Origin of the sequence: Subtercola boreus, assembly GCF_003399635.1 — a bacterium.
GTDB classification, from domain to species: Bacteria; Actinomycetota; Actinomycetes; order Actinomycetales; family Microbacteriaceae; genus Subtercola; species Subtercola boreus_B.
Genome location: NZ_NBXB01000034.1, coordinates 1 through 17,433 on the forward strand (window position 1 = coordinate 1; position 17,433 = coordinate 17,433).

General features: G+C 68.1%; 17 protein-coding genes and 1 riboswitch. Of the genes, 11 read left to right on the top strand and 6 right to left on the bottom strand.

The features are described from left to right. The 4 genes from B7R22_RS12095 to B7R22_RS12110 all read left to right on the top strand — a co-directional run. The coding region (locus B7R22_RS12095; RefSeq protein WP_147305371.1) for a DDE-type integrase/transposase/recombinase at positions 1–1,138 on the top strand (1,138 nt) is incomplete at its 5' end. Beyond that, on the top strand, positions 1,135–1,911 hold the full coding sequence (gene istB / locus B7R22_RS12100; RefSeq protein ID WP_216363444.1) for an IS21-like element helper ATPase IstB: 777 nt from the start codon (positions 1,135–1,137) through the stop codon (positions 1,909–1,911). The genes B7R22_RS12095 and istB, both read left to right, overlap by 4 nt. A 121-nt stretch (positions 1,912–2,032) precedes the next feature. Then, positions 2,033–2,446: a hypothetical protein gene (locus B7R22_RS12105; protein WP_116411992.1), complete on the top strand. Its 414-nt coding sequence runs from the start codon at positions 2,033–2,035 to the stop codon at positions 2,444–2,446. 11 nt (positions 2,447–2,457) lie between these two features. Further along, positions 2,458–2,931 carry a hypothetical protein gene (locus B7R22_RS12110; protein WP_147305372.1) on the top strand — a complete coding sequence of 158 codons (474 nt, stop codon included), beginning with the start codon at positions 2,458–2,460 and terminating at the stop codon, positions 2,929–2,931. A gap of 83 nt (positions 2,932–3,014) precedes the next feature. Here the strand turns inward: B7R22_RS12110 and B7R22_RS12115 are convergent, their stop codons facing one another. Then, positions 3,015–3,536, bottom strand: a complete 522-nt coding sequence (locus B7R22_RS12115) for an MFS transporter (RefSeq protein WP_147305373.1) — start codon at positions 3,534–3,536, stop codon at positions 3,015–3,017. A 180-nt stretch (positions 3,537–3,716) separates the two neighbouring features. Between B7R22_RS12115 and B7R22_RS12120 the strand changes: the two genes are divergently transcribed. Genes B7R22_RS12120 through B7R22_RS12130 form a run of 3 tightly spaced genes read left to right on the top strand, consistent with a single transcriptional unit; the run spans position 3,717 to position 7,992 of the window. Next, complete coding sequence (locus B7R22_RS12120) at positions 3,717–5,315, top strand: acyl-CoA carboxylase subunit beta (RefSeq protein ID WP_116411995.1); 1,599 nt, start codon at positions 3,717–3,719, stop codon at positions 5,313–5,315. A gap of 5 nt (positions 5,316–5,320) precedes the next feature. Continuing rightward, positions 5,321–7,387: an acetyl/propionyl/methylcrotonyl-CoA carboxylase subunit alpha gene (locus B7R22_RS12125; protein WP_253259048.1), complete on the top strand. Its 2,067-nt coding sequence runs from the start codon at positions 5,321–5,323 to the stop codon at positions 7,385–7,387. 20 nt (positions 7,388–7,407) lie between these two features. Beyond that, positions 7,408–7,992, top strand: coding sequence for a TetR/AcrR family transcriptional regulator (locus tag B7R22_RS12130; protein ID WP_172582355.1), 585 nt, complete (start codon positions 7,408–7,410; stop codon positions 7,990–7,992). A gap of 52 nt (positions 7,993–8,044) precedes the next feature. On the opposite strand, the gene B7R22_RS12135 is transcribed toward B7R22_RS12130, so the two are convergent. Together B7R22_RS12135 and B7R22_RS12140 are read right to left on the bottom strand one after the other, a co-directional pair. Then, positions 8,045–9,196, bottom strand: coding sequence for an acyl-CoA dehydrogenase family protein (locus B7R22_RS12135; RefSeq protein ID WP_116411997.1), 1,152 nt, complete (start codon positions 9,194–9,196; stop codon positions 8,045–8,047). 76 nt (positions 9,197–9,272) lie between these two features. Beyond that, the gene (locus B7R22_RS12140; protein WP_147305374.1) at positions 9,273–9,947 is read right to left on the bottom strand and encodes a Pr6Pr family membrane protein; all 675 of its coding nucleotides are present in this window, start codon (positions 9,945–9,947) and stop codon (positions 9,273–9,275) included. A 97-nt stretch (positions 9,948–10,044) separates the two neighbouring features. On the opposite strand from B7R22_RS12140, the gene B7R22_RS12145 reads away from it, so the two are divergent. The 3 genes from B7R22_RS12145 (at position 10,045) to B7R22_RS12150 (ending at position 11,332) form a co-directional block, all read left to right on the top strand. After that, positions 10,045–10,614 carry a hypothetical protein gene (locus B7R22_RS12145; RefSeq protein WP_116411999.1) on the top strand — a complete coding sequence of 190 codons (570 nt, stop codon included), beginning with the start codon at positions 10,045–10,047 and terminating at the stop codon, positions 10,612–10,614. A gap of 171 nt (positions 10,615–10,785) precedes the next feature. Continuing rightward, complete coding sequence (locus B7R22_RS19225) at positions 10,786–10,923, top strand: hypothetical protein (protein ID WP_172582357.1); 138 nt, start codon at positions 10,786–10,788, stop codon at positions 10,921–10,923. A 163-nt stretch (positions 10,924–11,086) separates the two neighbouring features. Continuing rightward, entirely contained in the window at positions 11,087–11,332 is a 246-nt protein-coding gene (locus B7R22_RS12150) for a hypothetical protein (protein WP_116412000.1), read from the top strand. Positions 11,333–11,369: 37 nt separating this feature from the next. On the opposite strand, the gene B7R22_RS12155 is transcribed toward B7R22_RS12150, so the two are convergent. Both B7R22_RS12155 and glyA read right to left on the bottom strand, forming a co-directional pair. Then, on the bottom strand, positions 11,370–12,314 hold the full coding sequence (locus B7R22_RS12155; RefSeq protein WP_116412001.1) for an aldose 1-epimerase family protein: 945 nt from the start codon (positions 12,312–12,314) through the stop codon (positions 11,370–11,372). Between the two features lie 10 nt (positions 12,315–12,324). Continuing rightward, positions 12,325–13,608: a serine hydroxymethyltransferase gene (gene glyA, locus B7R22_RS12160; RefSeq protein ID WP_116412002.1), complete on the bottom strand. Its 1,284-nt coding sequence runs from the start codon at positions 13,606–13,608 to the stop codon at positions 12,325–12,327. Positions 13,609–13,655: 47 nt separating this feature from the next. Beyond that, a riboswitch (ZMP/ZTP riboswitch) is annotated at positions 13,656–13,737 on the bottom strand. Positions 13,738–13,823: 86 nt separating this feature from the next. On the opposite strand from glyA, the gene B7R22_RS12165 reads away from it, so the two are divergent. Next, on the top strand, positions 13,824–16,088 hold the full coding sequence (locus B7R22_RS12165) for a sigma-70 family RNA polymerase sigma factor (RefSeq protein ID WP_172582359.1): 2,265 nt from the start codon (positions 13,824–13,826) through the stop codon (positions 16,086–16,088). Positions 16,089–16,103: 15 nt separating this feature from the next. Here the strand turns inward: B7R22_RS12165 and B7R22_RS12170 are convergent, their stop codons facing one another. Further along, positions 16,104–17,360: an MFS transporter gene (locus B7R22_RS12170; RefSeq protein WP_253259049.1), complete on the bottom strand. Its 1,257-nt coding sequence runs from the start codon at positions 17,358–17,360 to the stop codon at positions 16,104–16,106. Positions 17,361–17,433: the final 73 nt, after the last annotated feature.

Genomic DNA, 17,433 nt, shown 5'->3' on the forward strand with positions numbered 1-17,433 from the left:
CGTCATCGGCGGCGTCCGGACGGTGTTGTTCGTCGCGTGGGTTGCGTGGTCGAGGTTCCGGGTCGTGATCGCTTTGCGCGACCGGACCGCACCCTCAGTGTTCGCGGCCCTTGATCGCACCTTCCGGGTCCTTGGGGGTGCGCCGACGTATGTGCTGACCGATAACGAGAAAACCGTCACCGTGACCCACATCGCCGGGGTGCCGGTCAGGAACCAGCAGACCGTGGACTTCGCCCGCCACTACGGCGTCACGGTGCTGACCTGCCAGCCCGCGGACCCCGCATCCAAGGGCGGTGTCGAATCATCAGTGAAACTCGCGAAGGCCGACATCGTGCCGAAAGCCACGAATCTGCTGCCCGAGTACGGTTCGTTCGCTGAGGTCGAGGCCGCCTGCCAGGCGTTCATGGATCTCGTCAACAACCGCGAGCACCGCGCCACCAAGCGGAGGCCCCAGCTGATGCTGGAGGAGGAACGTCCGCGGCTGCATCGGATCCCGGACACCGCGCACACCGTCGCGTTCGGGCTGTCCCGCCGGGTACCGGACAACACCCCGATGGTCACGTTCGAAAACGGTCTGTACTCCGTGCCCGCGCAGCTGCTCGGCGGGAAAGTCTTCGTCAGAACCCACGGCGCCGGCGACGGCGAGCAGGTCATCATCGTGCACCACAGCAGCGACGGGCCCATCGAGGTCGCCCGCCATGACCGCGCCCGGCCCGGTTCCCCACGGATCGACGACGATCATTTCCCCGACCACATCCCGAAACAGCCCGGCGACTATGTCATCGTGCCGAGGTCAAAGGCCGAGGCCGAGTTCCTGAAGATCGGGCCCGGCGCATACGCATGGCTACAGGCAGCAGCCTCTGTTGGAACGGCGCGGATGAATCAGAAAATGGCGGAAGCGGTCACCTTGTCAAAGATCGGCGCCACAGCTGATATTGATGCGGCGCTCAGTGTCGCGGCGACGCATCACCGGTTCGCGAACGGTGACCTCGCCTCGATCCTGAACACGACCACCCAACAGTCCGCCACCCACACGGCAGCCGAAGGAAAGTCCCTCGCGCAGGGCACCGGCGGGTGGGCCGCGATCAGCGCCCCACCACCAGCTGTGATCGATGCCGGGTTGGAGGAGTCCGCGTGAGCGTCACCACGAACACCGCACCTCCGCTGCCCGCGGAGCTCGAAGCGATGATGCGGCAACTGAAAATGCCCTACGCCCGGGCCCTCGCCCCCGAACTGCTCCAAACAGCGAAAACGCAGCGCTGGGACCCGGCCGAGGTCATCAAGGCGTTGTTCGTTGAAGAGATCACCGGCCGGTCGAGGTCGATGCTGAACACCCGCCGGAAGGCCGCCGGGTTCCCGACAGGTAAGACGTTCGCGACGTGGGACGAGACCGTGTCCTCGATCCCCGCACCCACCCAGCAGGCCCTCCGCACCCTCGAGTGGGTGCACCGCAGAGAGAACGTCGTCGTGTGCGGGCCATCAGGGACCGGGAAAACGTTCTTCCTCGAAGCCCTCGGCCAGCACATCGTCGAGGCCGGCATGAGGGTTGCGTGGTTCCGGCTCGAGGACCTCGGCGCGCTGATCCGTGCGCACCGCTCCGATGACTCCGTCACCCGGGTCGTTGCCCGGATCCTCCGCGCCGACCTGATCGTCATCGACGACATCGGCCTACCCGTCGGAGCGGACGCTGCGGAAGGGTTGTACCGGCTCGTCGACGCGGCGTACGAGAAACGCTCCATCGCGGTCAGCTCGAACCTGCACCCGTCAGCGTTCGACGAGCTCATGCCCAAAACGTTGGCCACCGCGACCGTTGACCGGCTCCTGCACCACGCCCACATCTGTCAAACCTCCGGCGACTCCATCCGCCTCACCGAAGCCCTCGCCGGCAAAGGAGTCACACCCATGCCCTAACCAACCCACAACCCGTGGCCGGCACCACCAGAAACCAGGTGGGCAGAACTGTTGGCCACACACGGGCACTTTTCATGGCCACCAGCGGGCACAAACGCTGGCCACCCACGGGCACAAACCATTGGCCATTGACATCGCCCGCCTCAAGGGCTCTGAGAACCCCGCCGAACTGCTTCATTCATGGATGAACGAGCGGCAGTTGAGTGTCGTCGACGTGTCCGCGAATCCCGCGGATCTCGCCGAGATCGCACGTGACCGCCGACTTGCCCTTTCGGGGATCAGCGACGAGCGGGGCGGGCTGTCGTCGATGCACGAACTCGAGGGGTATGTGTCCGAGCCACAGCGGGAACGCTTCATCCAGGACAATCTGCTCGTCCCGTCCGAAACTCCAAATGTTCGTCTCCATATTGTCGACGACCTCCCGACCGCCCCGATCCCCCTCGGACTCGTCCTCGCCGATCTGGCCGACTGGAACCGTCCGCGAGAGGATGCCCGGATCATCGAACTTCTCAAGGGGGTCGAATGGAGGCCATAACGCTGCCCGCCATGACTCCGACACAGGAAGGTTCCTGGCGCGGCCTGATCGCCGTTTCCAAGATCGTCACGGGCGGGTGGTGCCTCGTCGGCGGGCAGATGGTTCAGCTGTGGTGCTGGCAGCGGGGCAGCGAGCCGAATCGGCCCACAGATGACGGCGACGCCGTTCTCGACATCCGGGCCCGGCCGCGGATCATGAAAGAGTTCACCCGGGCACTGGTGGAATGCGGGTTCGAGCCTGATGGGCAGTCGTGGGAGGGGCACCAGCACCGTTGGACCGACGGACAGGGACAGATCGACATCCTGCTACCCGAGGGGATCGGCGCGCGCGCGGACAGGTTCGGTGTGCGAGGGGGCACGACGCCGGCACCTCGAAGACCTGGCGGTACTGTCGACCCTGATCCGCCTTTCCGATCGGGTCGGAGTCGGATTGAACAAGAGGGAATCGTCGAAGCTCTTCGGGGCATACGCAGCTGCGATTGCTGACCCGAGCGCGCGTTCACTTCCGGGGGCGGCTGAAGGCTTGGCCCGTCTGAAACAAGCCGTGTGGCCCGAGGCCCGCTGACACTTCAGGTCGGAGTCGATCGCTGCTGCGGCGAGCGCGCAGCAGGTAGGGAGCGCGACGCCTCTTTCAGGAACTCGCTCATCGACCGGTTCCGCAGTGAGGCGAAGATGACCGCCGCGATGACCGGGCTCGCGATGCCGAGAGCTCCGAGTGCCGGCTGGAGTGCACCGGCGATGCCAGTGAGGGCGAGCACAGCGAGCGGCGACAGGAACTGCCCGAGGAAGAACGCCGACTGCCAGAGCCCCGTGCCACGGCCGCGTTCCTCGAAGCTTAGCCCGGCCACAGCCCAGGTGAGCATCGTCGGCAGCAGGATGCCCGTTCCGGTACTCGCCACGATCGCCCCGACGAGAACTAGGGCGAACGAACTGCCCGCGACCCAGATCACCACGATGCAGGGGCCGGCGATGCGGGCCCAGAGAATCGGGGGCAGGCTGGCCCGCTGGCTCGTGGAGCGAGCGTCGCCGAGGAGGGTGGTGCAGCAAGTGATGATCGCGGCCTCGGCCACGCCGACGGCGAGGCGGCTCACAGCGATCGCGTAGAGGGAATCGAGGTAGGGGAATGAGCGTCGCGGCGAGCACGGGCATGCGAAATAGCGGATCATGCCTATCCGTGTGATCGATGGTGGTCGCCATCCATCCGATCAGTCGAGTGATTTCAGATTCACTTTTCGCTAGACTCGGCTCACCAAGGCGGTGAGGAGCGGCGAATGACAGTGTTGTCGAGTCGGGTGGATGCCCGGAGTGACGAGTTCGCAGCCAACAGGGCCGCACTCCTCGACCTCATCGACCAGCTCGACGAGCAGAACGCCCTCGCGGTCGCCGGCGGGGGCGAGAAGTACGTCGCCAGGCACCGCTCACGCGGCCGCCTGCCCGTGCGGGAGCGCATCGAGTTGCTCGTCGACCCGGGATCGGCGTTCCTCGAACTCTCGAGCCTTGCCGCCTACGGCACCGAGTTCACGCTCGGCGCCGCGATCGTGACCGGCATCGGCGTCGTCTCCGGTGTCGAGTGCGTCGTGATCGCGCACGACCCGACCGTGCGCGGCGGGTCGATGAATCCGTACACGCTCCGAAAGAACCTCCGGGCCCTCGAAATCGCCCGCGTGAACAGACTCCCCGTGCTCTACCTCGTCGAGTCCGGCGGCGCCGACCTGCCGACACAGGCCGACCTCTTCATTCCGGCGGGGCGCATCTTCCACGAACTGACCGCTCTCTCCGCTCTGGGCATCCCGTCGATCGCGCTCGTCTTCGGCAGCTCGACGGCCGGCGGCGCCTACGTTCCCGGCATGAGCGACTACGCAGTGCTCGTCGACAACCAGGCCCAGGTCTTCCTCGGCGGCCCACCGCTGGTCAAGATGGCGACGGGAGAGGATGCCGACGCCGAGGCTCTCGGCGGAGCATCCATGCACTCCCGGGTCTCCGGCCTCAGCGACTTCTTCGCTGTCGACGAGCACGACGCGATCCGGATCGGCCGCCAGATCGTCTCCCGGCTGAACTGGGTGAAGGCGGGCCCGGCGCCCGGCCGGGTGCCGCTGCCACCGCGGTACCCGGCCGAGGAGCTGCTCGGCATCGTCTCGGCCGACCAACGCGTGCCGTTCGACCCGCGCGAGGTGCTGGCGCGTATCGTCGACGACTCGGACTTCGACGAGTACAAGGAGCTGTACGGTACCTCCCTCGTCACCGGCTGGGCGAGCATCCACGGGTACCCGATCGGGGTGCTCGCCAACCATCGGGGCGTGCTGTTCGGTGAGGAGGCCAAGAAGGCGACCGAGTTCATCCTGCTGGCGAACGAGTCGAACACACCGCTCGTGTTCCTGCAGAACACCACGGGCTACATGGTCGGAACCCGGTACGAGCAGGCGGGCATCATCAAGGACGGCGCGAAGATGGTCAACGCTGTCACCAACAGCACGGTTCCGCACATCACGGTGAACATGGCCGCTTCGTTCGGTGCAGGCAACTACGGGATGTCGGGGCGGGCGTTCGACCCGCGGTTCCTGTTCAGCTGGCCCAACATGCGGCAGGCCGTGATGGGCGCCGCGCAGCTGGCCGGGGTGATGTCGATCCTCGGCCGGGCCTCGGCCGAGAACGCCGGCCGCGAATTCGACGAAGAGGCAGACGACCTGCAGCGACAGAAGGTCGAGCGGCAGATCGAGGCGGAGTCGGAGGCGTTCTTCATGTCGGGCAAGATCTACGACGACGGGATCATCGACCCCCGGGACACCCGTGATGCTCTCGGTATCGCGCTTTCCGCCGCCCACTCCGCTCCCGTCGCCGGTCGTACCGGCTTCGGCGTCTTCCGGATGTGACCGGCGTGACCCGCATCCGAACGCTGCTCATCGCCAACCGGGGCGAGATCGCCTGCCGCGTCATCCGCACCGCCCGGGAGATGGGCATCAGAACCGTCGCCGTCTTCTCGGATGCCGACGAAGACGCCCTGTTCGTCAGGCAGGCCGATCGCGCGGTCAGGCTGCCGGGCGTCACACCGGCCGGGACCTACCTGCGGGGCGAGCTCATCATCGAGGCCGCGCTTCGAACCGGGGCGGATGCTGTGCACCCGGGCTACGGATTCCTGTCGGAGAACGCCGGGTTCGCCGAGGCCGTGGGCGAGGCTGGCCTGATCTTCGTCGGACCGACCCCGGAGGCGATCCGAGCGATGGGGTCGAAAATCCGCGCGAAGGAGCTGATGGCCGCGGCGGGCGTGCCCGTGCTGCAGGGCCGGGCAGTCACGGGCGAGTCGAGCGAAGCCGAGGTGGTTGCTGCGGTGGCCGACATCGGCTATCCGCTGCTCGTGAAGGCATCGGCCGGAGGCGGTGGCCGCGGGATGCGCATCGTCATGGAGCCTTCAGAGCTGGCCGAATCCGTGGCATCGGCCAGGCGCGAGGCCGGCTCGGCCTTCGGCGACGATGCGGTCTTCGTCGAGAAGTACATCACCGCGCCGCGGCACGTGGAGGTGCAGATCTTCGGGGACACCCACGGCACCGTGGTGCACCTGTTCGAGCGTGAGTGCTCGATCCAGCGCCGGTACCAGAAGGTCATCGAGGAGGCCCCCTCCCCCGTCGTCTCAGCGGCGCTCCGGGAGGAGCTCGGCGCCGCGGCGGTCGCGGCCGGCACCGCGCTCGGATACGTGGGGGCGGGGACCGTCGAGTTCATCCTCGACCAGGAGGGGGGGTTCCACTTCCTGGAGGTCAACACGCGGCTCCAGGTCGAGCATCCGGTCACCGAGCTGATCACCGGGCTCGACCTGGTGCGGTTGCAGCTGCTCGTCGCACAGGGCGACCCGCTGCCGCCTGAGGCGCTGACCGCGACGATCACCGGCCATGCCGTCGAAGTGCGCCTCTACGCCGAGGACCCGTCGGCCGGGTTCCTGCCCACGTCGGGCCGGCTCCGCGAATTCTCGGTGCCGTCGTCGGTGCGCACCGACACGGGCTTCGCCTCCGGCGACGCGGTGAGCATCCACTACGACCCGATGCTCGCGAAGGTCATCGCGTATGCGCCGACCCGCACCGAGGCGGCGCTGAAACTGTCGGCCGCGCTCCGCGAGGCCCGGCTCCACGGGGTGCGCACCAACCGCGACCTGCTGGCGGGCATCCTCTCGGAACCCGAGTTCCTCGCCGCCCGCATCGACACGGCCTATCTCGAGCGCCATCCGGTCGAGGAACTCAGCGTCACCCCCTCTGCCGATCAGCACCGCCGGGCGGTCGCGGCAGCCGTGCTTGCGCTCCGGGCCCGCCAGCGGGACCGCGCGACCGTTCAGGCAGCCGTGTCGCCCGGCTGGCGGAACGTGGTCTCGGCGCCGGCGCGCCTCACACTGGCTGACGACTCCGGCCGGTCGGTCGACATCCGGTACCGGATCGACGCCCGGCACTCCCAGCTCACGATCGATGGCGATCCGCTCGGCGACGCGTTCGTCTTCGGTGTCGCGGCCGAGGGCACCGACAGCTACCGGGTGACTCTCGAGGTCGATCGGCTGCGCGAGGAGTTCAGGATCGTCTTCACGGGCGAGACGATCGACGTCGACGGGCCGTGCGGCGGCACCGAATTCACGCAGGTCGACCCCCTGCCCGCGCCGGGTTCGACCGCTCTGGCCGGTTCGCTCTCCGCGCCGATGCCCGGCTCTGTGGTTCGCGTGGAGGTCGGAGCGGGCGCACACGTCGTCACCGGGCAGACGATCGTCATCCTCGAGGCGATGAAGATGGAGCACGCCGTGAGGGCTCCGCACGACGGCATTGTGGAGTCCGTGCCGGTGGCGGTCGGCGACCAGGTCGACATCGGCCAGGTTCTGGCGGTGGTCGGCCTCGCGGTCGACAACCCCGCGGACGTCGACCCCCTGGTCGCCGATCGCGCCGACGCCGGCAGCGATGAGGCGCAGGATGGATGATCATGGGAGACTCGATCGACATGACCAGTTCGAAATCGGCCCGCACCCGTGAGCGGCGCGAACTCATCCTGCGCTCCGCCGCGACCCTGATGGCGGAGCGCGGCTACCCGGCCGTGAGCATGTCCCAGATCGGTGCCGCCGCGGGGATCGTTGGTTCGGCGGTCTACAGGCACTTCGACTCGAAGTCGACGATTCTCGGCACTCTGATCGGCGGCGTGATCGAGGTGATGCTCAGGGGAACGCGGGAGGTCGTCTCGACGGGCCAGACCGGCCTGGACCTGCTCGATGCGATGATCCTGACCCAGACCCGTCTCACGATCGAGAACCGCTCGGTGGTGGCCGTCTACCTGCGCGACGCCGGCAACCTGCCCATCGACGATCTGCGGAGCCTCCGCCGCCAGCAACGCCTTCTCATCGAGGAGTGGGTCTTCCAGTGCGAGGCGATCTCCCTGTACGCGAGCGAGGCCGAACTCCGCACGGTGGTGCAGGCTGTGCTCGCGCTGATCAACTCGGTGTGCACCTACGACAACCCGCTCCCTGCCGAACAACAGATCGACTCGCTCTCACGAATCGCCTGTGCGGCACTCCGCGCAGGGTTGGGATGAACATCCCTCCTGCCCCCCAGCTCGTTCCCCTTCAGCCCCAGCTCGTTCCCGTTCAGTAGGAGCGCGGCAGCTGCAGGCTGTGCTGCGCGATGAAGTTCAGGATCATCTCGCGGCTGACCGGCGCTATGCGGAGGAGCCTGGCCATGCCCCAGTAGGGCATCAGCCCGTACTCGTGGGCGAGCCCGTTGCCACCGTGGGTCTGGATGGCCGCATCGATCGCGTTCAGTGCCGCCTCGGCCGCCGCGTACTTGGCCGTGTTCGACGCCTCACCGGCGGGGAGTCCGTTGTCGTGCAGCCAGGCCGCCTTGCGCGTCATCAGGGCGGCGAGCTCGGTCTCCATGCTCGCTCTGGCGAGCGGGTGAGAGATCCCCTGGTGGGTGCCGATGGGAACGCCCCAGACCTCCCGCTCGCGCGCATACCCGGCCGCCCGGCCGAGGGCGAACCGGGCGATCCCCACGAGCAGGGCGGCGCCCGTGATCCGTTCGGGGTTGAGACCGTGGAAGATCTGCAGGAAGCCGTTGCCCTGCTCGCCGACGAGGGCGTCTGCTGGAAGCCGCACGTCGCTGAAGAACACGGTGAACTGCTTCTCGGGCAGCGCGATGTCCATCTCGATGCGGGTGTACTCGAGCCCCGCGGCATCCGTCGGCACGACGAAGAGCGACATCAGCGGCTTGCCGGCAGCATCCCGGCCGGTGCGCGCAACGACGAGCACCGCGTCGGCCTCGTCGACGCCGGAGATGTAGTACTTCGAGCCGTTCAGCAGCCAGCCCTCGCCGCACTGCACGGCATTCGTCGAGATCTTGTGCGTGTTCGAGCCTGCATCAGGTTCGGTGACGGCGAACGACATCCTCGACGTTCCGTCGGCCAGGGCCGGCAGCCAGCGCTCCTTCTGCCCGTCGGTGCCGAACGTCGAGATCACCTCGGCGCAGATGGCCGCCGAGACCAGCAGGAGCAGGAGCGGAACACCCTGGGCGGCAGACTCCTCGGTGACCAGCGCCAGCTCCAGCATGCCGGCGCCGCCTCCCCCATACTGCTCGGGAATGTTGACTCCGATGAATCCTGCGTCACCCAGGGCGCTCCACACCTCAGCGCACGGCTTACGATCGCGCGCGTGCTCGCGGTAGTAGGAACCGCCGAACGGGGCGACGATCGCGGCGACACCGCGGGTCAGATCGGCGAGTTCTGCAGAGACGGAAAAGTCCACATCGACTCCAAGTGTGATTTCAGATTCACTCTAGTCGCTACCCGGACCACAAATCCAGAGCGTGATTGGTGATCCGTCAATCACCGGGCGGCACGGCCGGCAGGCGGCTCGCCGCGATCAGAGCTGCCGAGACGGCCAGGATCACGCCCGCGAGGATGGCCGCGTAGACGCCCACCGCCGAGTAGCTGCCCGCCCAGGCGGGGTCGAGGAAGATGTAGGGATACCAGCCCACGGCCGGCCCCCGCACCAGGGTGTAGACGCCGTAGACCAGCGGGAAGAGAAGAGACACCCACACCGTGTTCCAGTGCAGGCGTCGGCGACCCGGCGCGAAGACGAAGTCGAGGATCGCATACGAGGGCACCGCGAAGTGCAGCACCTTCTCCGAGGTCGGCACGAGAAAGACGTAGTCGGCGAGCCCGGCGTTGACGATCAGCGCCACAAAGGTGACACCCGAGACGACGAGGTAGGCGGTGATCAGAGCACGGAGCGCCGTCAGCCATTCCCGCTCCGGGCGTCGCAACCCGCGGGCGAGCATCAGCACCAGCAGCGCCACGAACGCGATGTTGCTCTCGATGGTGAAGTAGCTGAGCAGATTGGATGCCCGGCAGCCGCCGCTCGCGAAGACACAGTCGGCCCGTGAGACCAGCGCCACGGCGGTGGTGACAAGCGCCGCAATGCGCAGAACGACGAACAGGACCTTCACGAAACCCCCGGCACGATCGAGCGGGCTGAGCTTCAAGGCTACGTGCATCCGAGCGCCGAGGTTCACATCGTGGCAGAGTGACCGTACGCTGGGGGCCAGGCGCGGCCGCCGGATCGAGCGGCGGAAGAGAGGTGGGGAACGACTGATGGTTCGCCTTTCCCGTGCGGTGCTCGTGGCCTGTGTCGTCGCGCTGGCGTTCGGGTTCGCGGGCTGTACGAGCGCCGTGCCGTCGCCGACGGGCATCCAGAGCCCCAGCGCCAGCCCGAGCCCGAGTGCAGACGCGAACCCGGAGTGGGGCTCCTACGGCACCAAGGAGGACGCGTGCGCGGCGGTCGCCGGGGATGTCCTGACCCTCGCCCTCGCACCGAAGAACCTGGCACTGGCGGATCCGGGCAGCGGGGTCGACGACATCGACGACACGATCCGGAGTGCAGCGGCCGCCGCTCCGCCGGCCATCGCACCGAACTACACGCAGCTGTCGGCGATCGTGCGCACCTTCGGCCAGGCTCTCGCGGAGTGGGACGCGGCAGTGAAAGCGGAGGCTCCCGGCAGTTCGGTGAGCGCCACCGCGACGCCCGGGTCCTCCGGCCCAGCCCCGGCACCCACGCCTTCTCAGACTCCCGCGGGAGTTCCCGAACGCCCCGAGTTCGTCGCCACCGCCTTCAACGCTCAGCTCGATCACATCAAGGCCTGGCTGTCGGACACCTGCAGCTGAGGTCTCCGGCCGGCTCCCCCGTTCTGCCGCGACGTTCCCAGCTGTTCACTGCGCACCCACAGCGCGCAGGCAGCTGACACAGGGCATTCGTGCAGACGGGGAGCGCACAGTCGTTGTGAGAGCTCATCCGAGTCTCACCCTGATGCGAGAATGCACAACCGAGGAGACGCCGTGCCTGACCTGATCAGCGACACCATCCAGAGCGCAGCTGTCGTCGCCGCCGCGTGGGTGGCACTGTCGGTGCCCGTTGCCCTGCTGCTGGGGCGCATCCTGCACGCCCGCAACGTTCGCGAGACCACCTCGAGCTGAGCGTCCACGCCTCGCCACTGCGCCTTCTTCCGCAGCAGCGTGACGGATGTGGGAGAACGTGCAGACGCGAGCCCTTCTCCGGGATGGTTCACGCGCCCTACGCTGGGTACCGACCTCAGCGACGCCGCTCGGGGCTCCGCGACACGGAAAGAGCAGGGAAGCTATGACCGACAAAAGCACGTACCAGGCAGAACTCATCGGGCCGGGGGTCATCGGCAACAACGAGGTCGTCGAACTCTCGTATGTCGAGGGCGCCTACCAGGACCTCGTCGAACTGACCTTCGAGGTCGCGGGAGCGACGTCGGTGCGAACGTGGGCACTCGGTGAGGTCGGGCCCGACACGCTCGAACCGATCCCGTACACGTTCCTCAGCGAGGTAGACCAGACGCCGCCCAACGTCGAGAACTAGAGTCAGCCCTGCCGGGCATCCGGCGCGCGGTCTCCCGTCAGGAGGCGCGGTGCCGGATGCCCCACTGCAGTCGCCACGTCTCGCCGGGCTGGAGCCAGCGGAGGCCCTCCCCCGTGTTGAACGCGTTGGCCGGCGCGGTCATCGGCTCGATGGCCACGGCCTGACCGAGGCCTGCGGCACGAGGGAAGTTCCGGGGAGTGTAGAACTGCACGTAACGGAAGTTCTCATCACCCCACACCTCGGTGGCCGAGCCGTCGGGCGCGGTCACAGAGTGCACGGCACGGCCGTCATGGATGCCCACACCGCCGAATCCGCTGTCGATGTCGAGCTCCCCGACCGGTCTGCCCGCGCGGAGGTCGAAGCCTGTGCCGTCGACCTGCACCTCACGCGTCGGGATGGCCACGGCATCCACCTCGAACCGTGTCGACGCGTCGACCCTCGCCACCAGCTGCTCGACGGCTACCGTACCGACGCGGAAGTACGGGTGGGCGCCGACGGCCACGGGTGCAGCGGCTGAGGACTCGTTCGTGAGCTCGTGGATGACCGTGAGCCCGTTCTCGTCGAGCACGTACTGCACGCTCGTGTCGACACGGAACGGGTAGCCGTGCTGCGGGAAGACCGTCGCCTCGAGCGTCACGGAACTCGTCGTGCGCTCCCTCAGCCGGTACGCAGTGTTCCGCAGCAGCCCGTGTGTGGCGTTGCCCGTGGCGGGCTCTGTGCGGTCGATCTGCTGCGGCTTGCCGTCGAGCTGCCACCGGGCATCCGCGATGCGATTGGGCCACGGCACGAGGATCAGCCCGGCGCCCATCGGCGGCAGCTCGTTCTCGGAGTGCGGTTCGACGCTCTCCACCCCGTCGAGGAACAGCTCGCGAAGAGCCGCCGCGAGTTCAGTGACAATGGCCGAGGATCGGATCGCGCCCGCACCCTCGTCGCCCGGCCGCTCGAAGCTGATCGCGAACTGTTCTCCCGTCAGGGCCTTCATGTCTGGTGCGCTACCAGTTCTCGAGGCCGTCGTAGAGCGGGAAGCCGTCGGTGAGCTTCAGCACCCGGGCGCGGAGAGCCCCGACATCCGGAGCCGGCTTCAACGCGCTGGCGATGATGTCTGCCACCTCGGTGAACTCCTCGTCGCCGAAGCCGCGGGTCGCGAGCGCGGGAGTTCCGATGCGGAGGCCCGAGGTCACCATCGGGGGGCGCGGGTCGAACGGGATCGAGTTGCGGTTCACGGTGATACCGACCTCATGCAGCAGGTCTTCGGCCTGCTTGCCGTCGATCGCCGCATTCCGGAGGTCGACGAGAACGAGGTGCACGTCGGTGCCGCCGGTGAGAACGCTGATGCCCTCGGCCACGGTGTCGGCGCCCATCAGACGGTCGGCGACGATCTTCGCGCCCGAGATGGTGCGCTCCTGGCGGTCCCGGAATTCGGGCTCGGCCGCAAGCTTGAACGCCGTGGCCTTCGCGGCGATGACGTGCATGAGCGGGCCGCCCTGCTGGCCGGGGAAGACGGCGGAGTCGACCTTCTTGGCGTACTCCGCCGTGCTGAGCACCACACCGCTGCGGGGGCCGGCGAGGGTCTTGTGCACCGTCGACGTCACAACGTCGGCGTAGGGAACCGGTGACGGGTGCAGGCCCGCCGCCACGAGGCCGGCGAAGTGCGCCATGTCGACCCAGAGCTTCGCGCCGACCTCGTCGGCGATCGAACGGAAGGCCGCGAAGTCGAGCTGGCGGGGGTAGGCCGACCAGCCGGCGATCAGAACGGTCGGACGCTCGGCGAGGGCCTTCTCGCGCACGATGTCCATGTCGACGAGGTAGGTCTGAGGATCGACGCCGTAGCTGGTGGGGTGGTAGCTCTTGCCCGAGAAGTTCAGCTTCATGCCGTGGGTGAGGTGCCCACCGTGGCTGAGTTCCATACCGAGGATGGTGTCGCCGATCGTGGCGAGAGCCATCAGAGCGGCGGCATTGGCCTGGGCGCCAGCGTGCGGCTGCACGTTCGCGTGCTCGGCGCCGAAGAGCGCCTTCGCTCGGTCGCGGGCGAGATTCTCGGCCACGTCGACGAACTCGCAGCCGCCGTAGTAACGACGGCCCGGGTAACCCTCGGCATACTTGTTGGTCAGAACGGACCCCTGCGCCTCGAGCACCGCACGGGAGACGAAGTTCTCACTGGCAATCATCTCGAGCGTGCCGCGCTGGCGGCCGAGTTCGTTCCGCAGCACGTCGGCGATCTCGGGATCGACGCTCGCGAGGGCATTGTTGAAGGTCGAGGGCAGTTGGCTGGGCATCGGGGCTCTCCTTGTATCGACAGGACGGAATAGTGGTCGTGCGGTTCCGTAACGACCCAGGCGAGCGGCCGAATCCGTGTCAGTCGCTTCCCGATGGTGACCATCTGAACGCCAGTTGTGACGAGCCCAGCATAGCAGCATTGCTTTTCTCCTACGTGATGAGTATTGTTCAGAGACTGCGGTTTAGTGAATCATGCTCAGGAAGAGTGGCGGCAATGAGTGAGCCGATCGGTGCGCACGCCGTGCCCGACGACGAGACGGGTCCGAGTGATCTCGACCTCGTCGAGCGCACCCGGGCAGGTGATTCGCGTGCATTCGCCGAGCTCTGGAACCGGCACTCCCGCGCGGGTCGCACCGTGGCACGCAGCTTCACAGCCGACGCCGATGACATCGTCTCCGAGAGCTTCGCGAAGGTTCTGCAGGCCATCCGGAACGGCGGTGGGCCGACGAGTGCGTTCCGGCCCTACCTCTTCAGCACCATCCGCAACGTGGCGATGCAGCTGAAACGGGGCGCCCCGATCGACACGAGCGACGAACTCGACACCCTCGCAGATCCGACCAGCGAGGAGGCCGAGACCCTGCTCGCGCTCGACAAGAGCCTCACCGCGCAGGCGTTTCGCAGTCTGCCCACCCGCTGGCAGGAGGCGCTCTGGTACAGCGAAGTCGAGCAGCTCGCCTCACACGAGATCGCACCCCTGCTCGGTATGACCTCGAATGCCGTGTCGGCGCTCACCTTCCGTGCGCGGGAGGGCCTCCGGCAGGCTTGGATCCAGGCCCATCTGGTGCGCGCTGCCGACACCGAGTGCGCCGCAGTGATCGAGAAGCTCGGCTCCTACACCCGCGGCAGCCTCGGAGCCCGCGAGGCGCGGAAGGTACAGCAGCACCTCGCTGCCTGCACGTCGTGCAGCATCGTGGGCGAAGAGGCACGCGATGTCGGATCCCGGCTCGCGCTGGTGCTCCTGCCCCTGGTGGCCGGCATCGCCGGGGCGGCCGCCTACACGGTGTCGATGCAGGGCGGCGGAGCAGCAGCTGTCGCGAACGCGTCGGCGACACTGGGGCACGCTGCTGCGACGGGTGCCGGTATCGGCGCACCGGCCGTGACCCCTGTGGCCCCTGCCGTGTCGCTGGCGCCGAGTGTGCCCACCCCGGTGCCGACCCACATCGTTGCCGCGACAGCCCGCGTGACGCAGCTGCCGCGACCGGCGGCCGTGACGGGGCGCGGTGTCGCATCGGCCGTGAACGGTGCGCGGCGCGCTCTGGTCACCGCGTTTCCCAAAGCGAGCAACGCCGCCTGGTTCGCGCTCGCCACCGCGGCCGCCGTCGGCGCGGCCTTCCTCGTTTCCCCGCTGCTCAGCAGTTCGCCGCACGCCGTCGAGGCGGCCCCCAGCACAACCACCTCAGCAGCAGGCGGCGCGGAACGCGGCCTCGCTCCGATGTCCCGCCAGGACGAACCGGCCGGCGCACCCTCCGTCACCACCGCAGGCGCGGGCACAGCGGGGTCGGGCACAGCGGGGTCCGGCACTGGCGGCACGTCTTCCTCGGCCGGAGCGTCGAGCGTCACTGCAGCCGCGAATCCGAGCGCCGGTTCCGGCTCCTCCGCAGCCGCAAACTTCGGCACGCGGGAGGTATCACCGGCCCTCACCCGTCTTGCTGAGCCGACAGCGCCCGCAGCCGGCTCAGCCGGGACGACGCCGGCACAGGCACCGACCCCGGCACAGACGCCACCGACTGGCTCCCCCGCTGTTCCTCCCACGGACCCGGCCCCCACGCCGCAGCCGACATCCGATCCGCCGCCCACTCCCACACCGACTCCGACCGCTCCGCCACCGGCCCCGACCGGGCCCGCAGCCCCCACCTTCGATCTCACGGCAGACCCCGACGGCCTGCTCTTCCCGCTTGTGTCGGGCCGGGCGGAACCCGGCGCGACAGTCGAAGTGTTCGACCTGGGCGACACAACCCCGATGAGAGCACTTTCCGGCGCGATGGACGACTTCCTGGCCTTCTCCGAAGGCGCGCCGAACGAGTCCGTGTCGACGGGTGCGCTTGTGGCCCGGGTTGCCGCCGATCCGCAGGATGGCACCTTCACGCTCTCCGACTACCCCCGTCTCGGGTTCGGCGCGCACCGCCTCGCGCTCCGGCAGGTCACGACAACGGGCCTCCGCTCGCCACTGAGTGGGGGCGCCCCTGTCACGCTGGCCCCGATCACCCTCGTCACTCCGCAGCCCGGGGGCACCCTGGGCAACCCGGTCTATACGGTTGAGGCCCGGGGCGTTCCGGGGGCCTTCTTCGAGCAACTCCTCGACGGCAGGAGCGATCCGCGCACTTTCGCGATGAACCCCGACGGAAACTTCCGGCAGGAATTCCCGATCTACGGCGGAAGGGCTCCGGGAAGCCAGGCCACGATCTCGATCCGCTATTCCGACCCCGACAACGGTCGCCACGGTCCCGAGGCCCGGGCGGAGGTCATCCTCGGCGGCTGAGCCGCAGGGCTCGGCTCAGCTGAGGGTCGCCGCGTGGCGACGGTGCGACACGATGACCGAGATCCAGAGCAGCGCACCCGACACGAGGAGCAGCAGAAGATAGGCGACCGGCAGGGATTCCAGCCCGAACTCGCTGAGCAGCAGCCCGCCGACGAGCGCACCGCCGCCGATCCCGATGTTGAACGCCGTCGAGTAGAACGCCGCGGCCGTGTCGGTGATGGCCGGCGACGCGACATGGAGAACCCTCGCCTGCATGAGCGTCGGAATGACGCCCAGCGCGATGCCCCAGAGCGCAAAGGCCGGGATCGAGAGCCAGGGGTTCGACGCCCAGACCGACAGCACGAGCACGGAGGCACCCGTGACGACGAGGGCGATGCCCACGCCGAAGGTCGGACGCTGCCCGAACAGGAACCCGGCCACGAGCAGTCCGAGCGCACCGGCGATGCCGTACACGAAGAGCATTGCCCCGACGTTTCCGATCGGAACACCCATCTGCCCGATCAGGAACGGAGTCACGTAGGTGTAGAGCGAATAGTGACCGACCATCAGGAGGCCCACCACGACGCAGAGCACGGCGACCCCCGGCACGGTCGGATCCATGCGCTTCCGCCGGCCCGGCTGCTGACGCACATCAGCCGTGGCCCGGGCACGCGGAACGCGCGGCGCTCTCACCTGAGCGGCCATCCGCGGAAGCCGCTTGGCGATCAACAGGGATGCACAGAGCGACAGGACGGCGATGGCGAGAAAGGGGACGCGCCAGCCGAACGCGTGGCCGACGATCGTCGCAGCCGGAACCCCGAGCACGAAGGCCAGTGTGCCGCCGCCGGTGGTGATCGCGACTGCCCGGGCGATCTGGTGACGCGGAACGAGGTGCGCGGCATAGACGCCCACGACGGCCCAGAACAGTCCGTGCGCCGTTCCGCCCAGCACGCGGGCGACGGCCAGCAACCCGTACGTCGGCGCCAGCGCCGAGAATGTGCTCGTCGCGGCCACCGCCAGCAGCACCCCGACGATCACCGTGTGCCGGGAGAACCGGCGAGTGAGTGCCGACAGCGGCACCGCGGTGATCACGACGGCCACCGCGAAGAGGGTGACGAGCAGCCCGATCTGCGATTCGGTGACACCGAGTTCGGCGCTCATCTCCGGCAGCAGACCGGTCGGCATCATCTCAGCCGTGACCGACATGAAGACCGCCGTGGCGAGCACGAACAGCGCCACGTACGGGAAAGGAGCGGACTCCGCAGCAGTAGGAGTCTTGACGGAATTCGTCACGAGGGAACAGACCACATTTCGAGGGTGCGACATTCGGCGAGTACGCAACCGATCATGTCCGCGCTCGGGGCAG

Bases quoted from the DNA above. Each gene is read 5' to 3' on its own strand.
- B7R22_RS12110 (WP_147305372.1), top strand. From the start codon at position 2,458: ATGACTCCGACACAGGAAGGTTCCTGGCGCGGCCTGATCGCCGTTTCC.
- B7R22_RS12120 (WP_116411995.1), top strand. From the start codon at position 3,717: ATGACAGTGTTGTCGAGTCGGGTGGATGCCCGGAGTGACGAGTTCGCA.
- B7R22_RS12130 (WP_172582355.1), top strand. From the start codon at position 7,408: ATGACCAGTTCGAAATCGGCCCGCACCCGTGAGCGGCGCGAACTCATC.
- B7R22_RS12140 (WP_147305374.1), bottom strand. From the start codon at position 9,947: ATGCACGTAGCCTTGAAGCTCAGCCCGCTCGATCGTGCCGGGGGTTTC.
- B7R22_RS12145 (WP_116411999.1), top strand. From the start codon at position 10,045: ATGGTTCGCCTTTCCCGTGCGGTGCTCGTGGCCTGTGTCGTCGCGCTG.
- B7R22_RS12150 (WP_116412000.1), top strand. From the start codon at position 11,087: ATGACCGACAAAAGCACGTACCAGGCAGAACTCATCGGGCCGGGGGTC.
- B7R22_RS12155 (WP_116412001.1), bottom strand. From the start codon at position 12,314: ATGAAGGCCCTGACGGGAGAACAGTTCGCGATCAGCTTCGAGCGGCCG.
- glyA (WP_116412002.1), bottom strand. From the start codon at position 13,608: ATGCCCAGCCAACTGCCCTCGACCTTCAACAATGCCCTCGCGAGCGTC.
- B7R22_RS12165 (WP_172582359.1), top strand. From the start codon at position 13,824: ATGAGTGAGCCGATCGGTGCGCACGCCGTGCCCGACGACGAGACGGGT.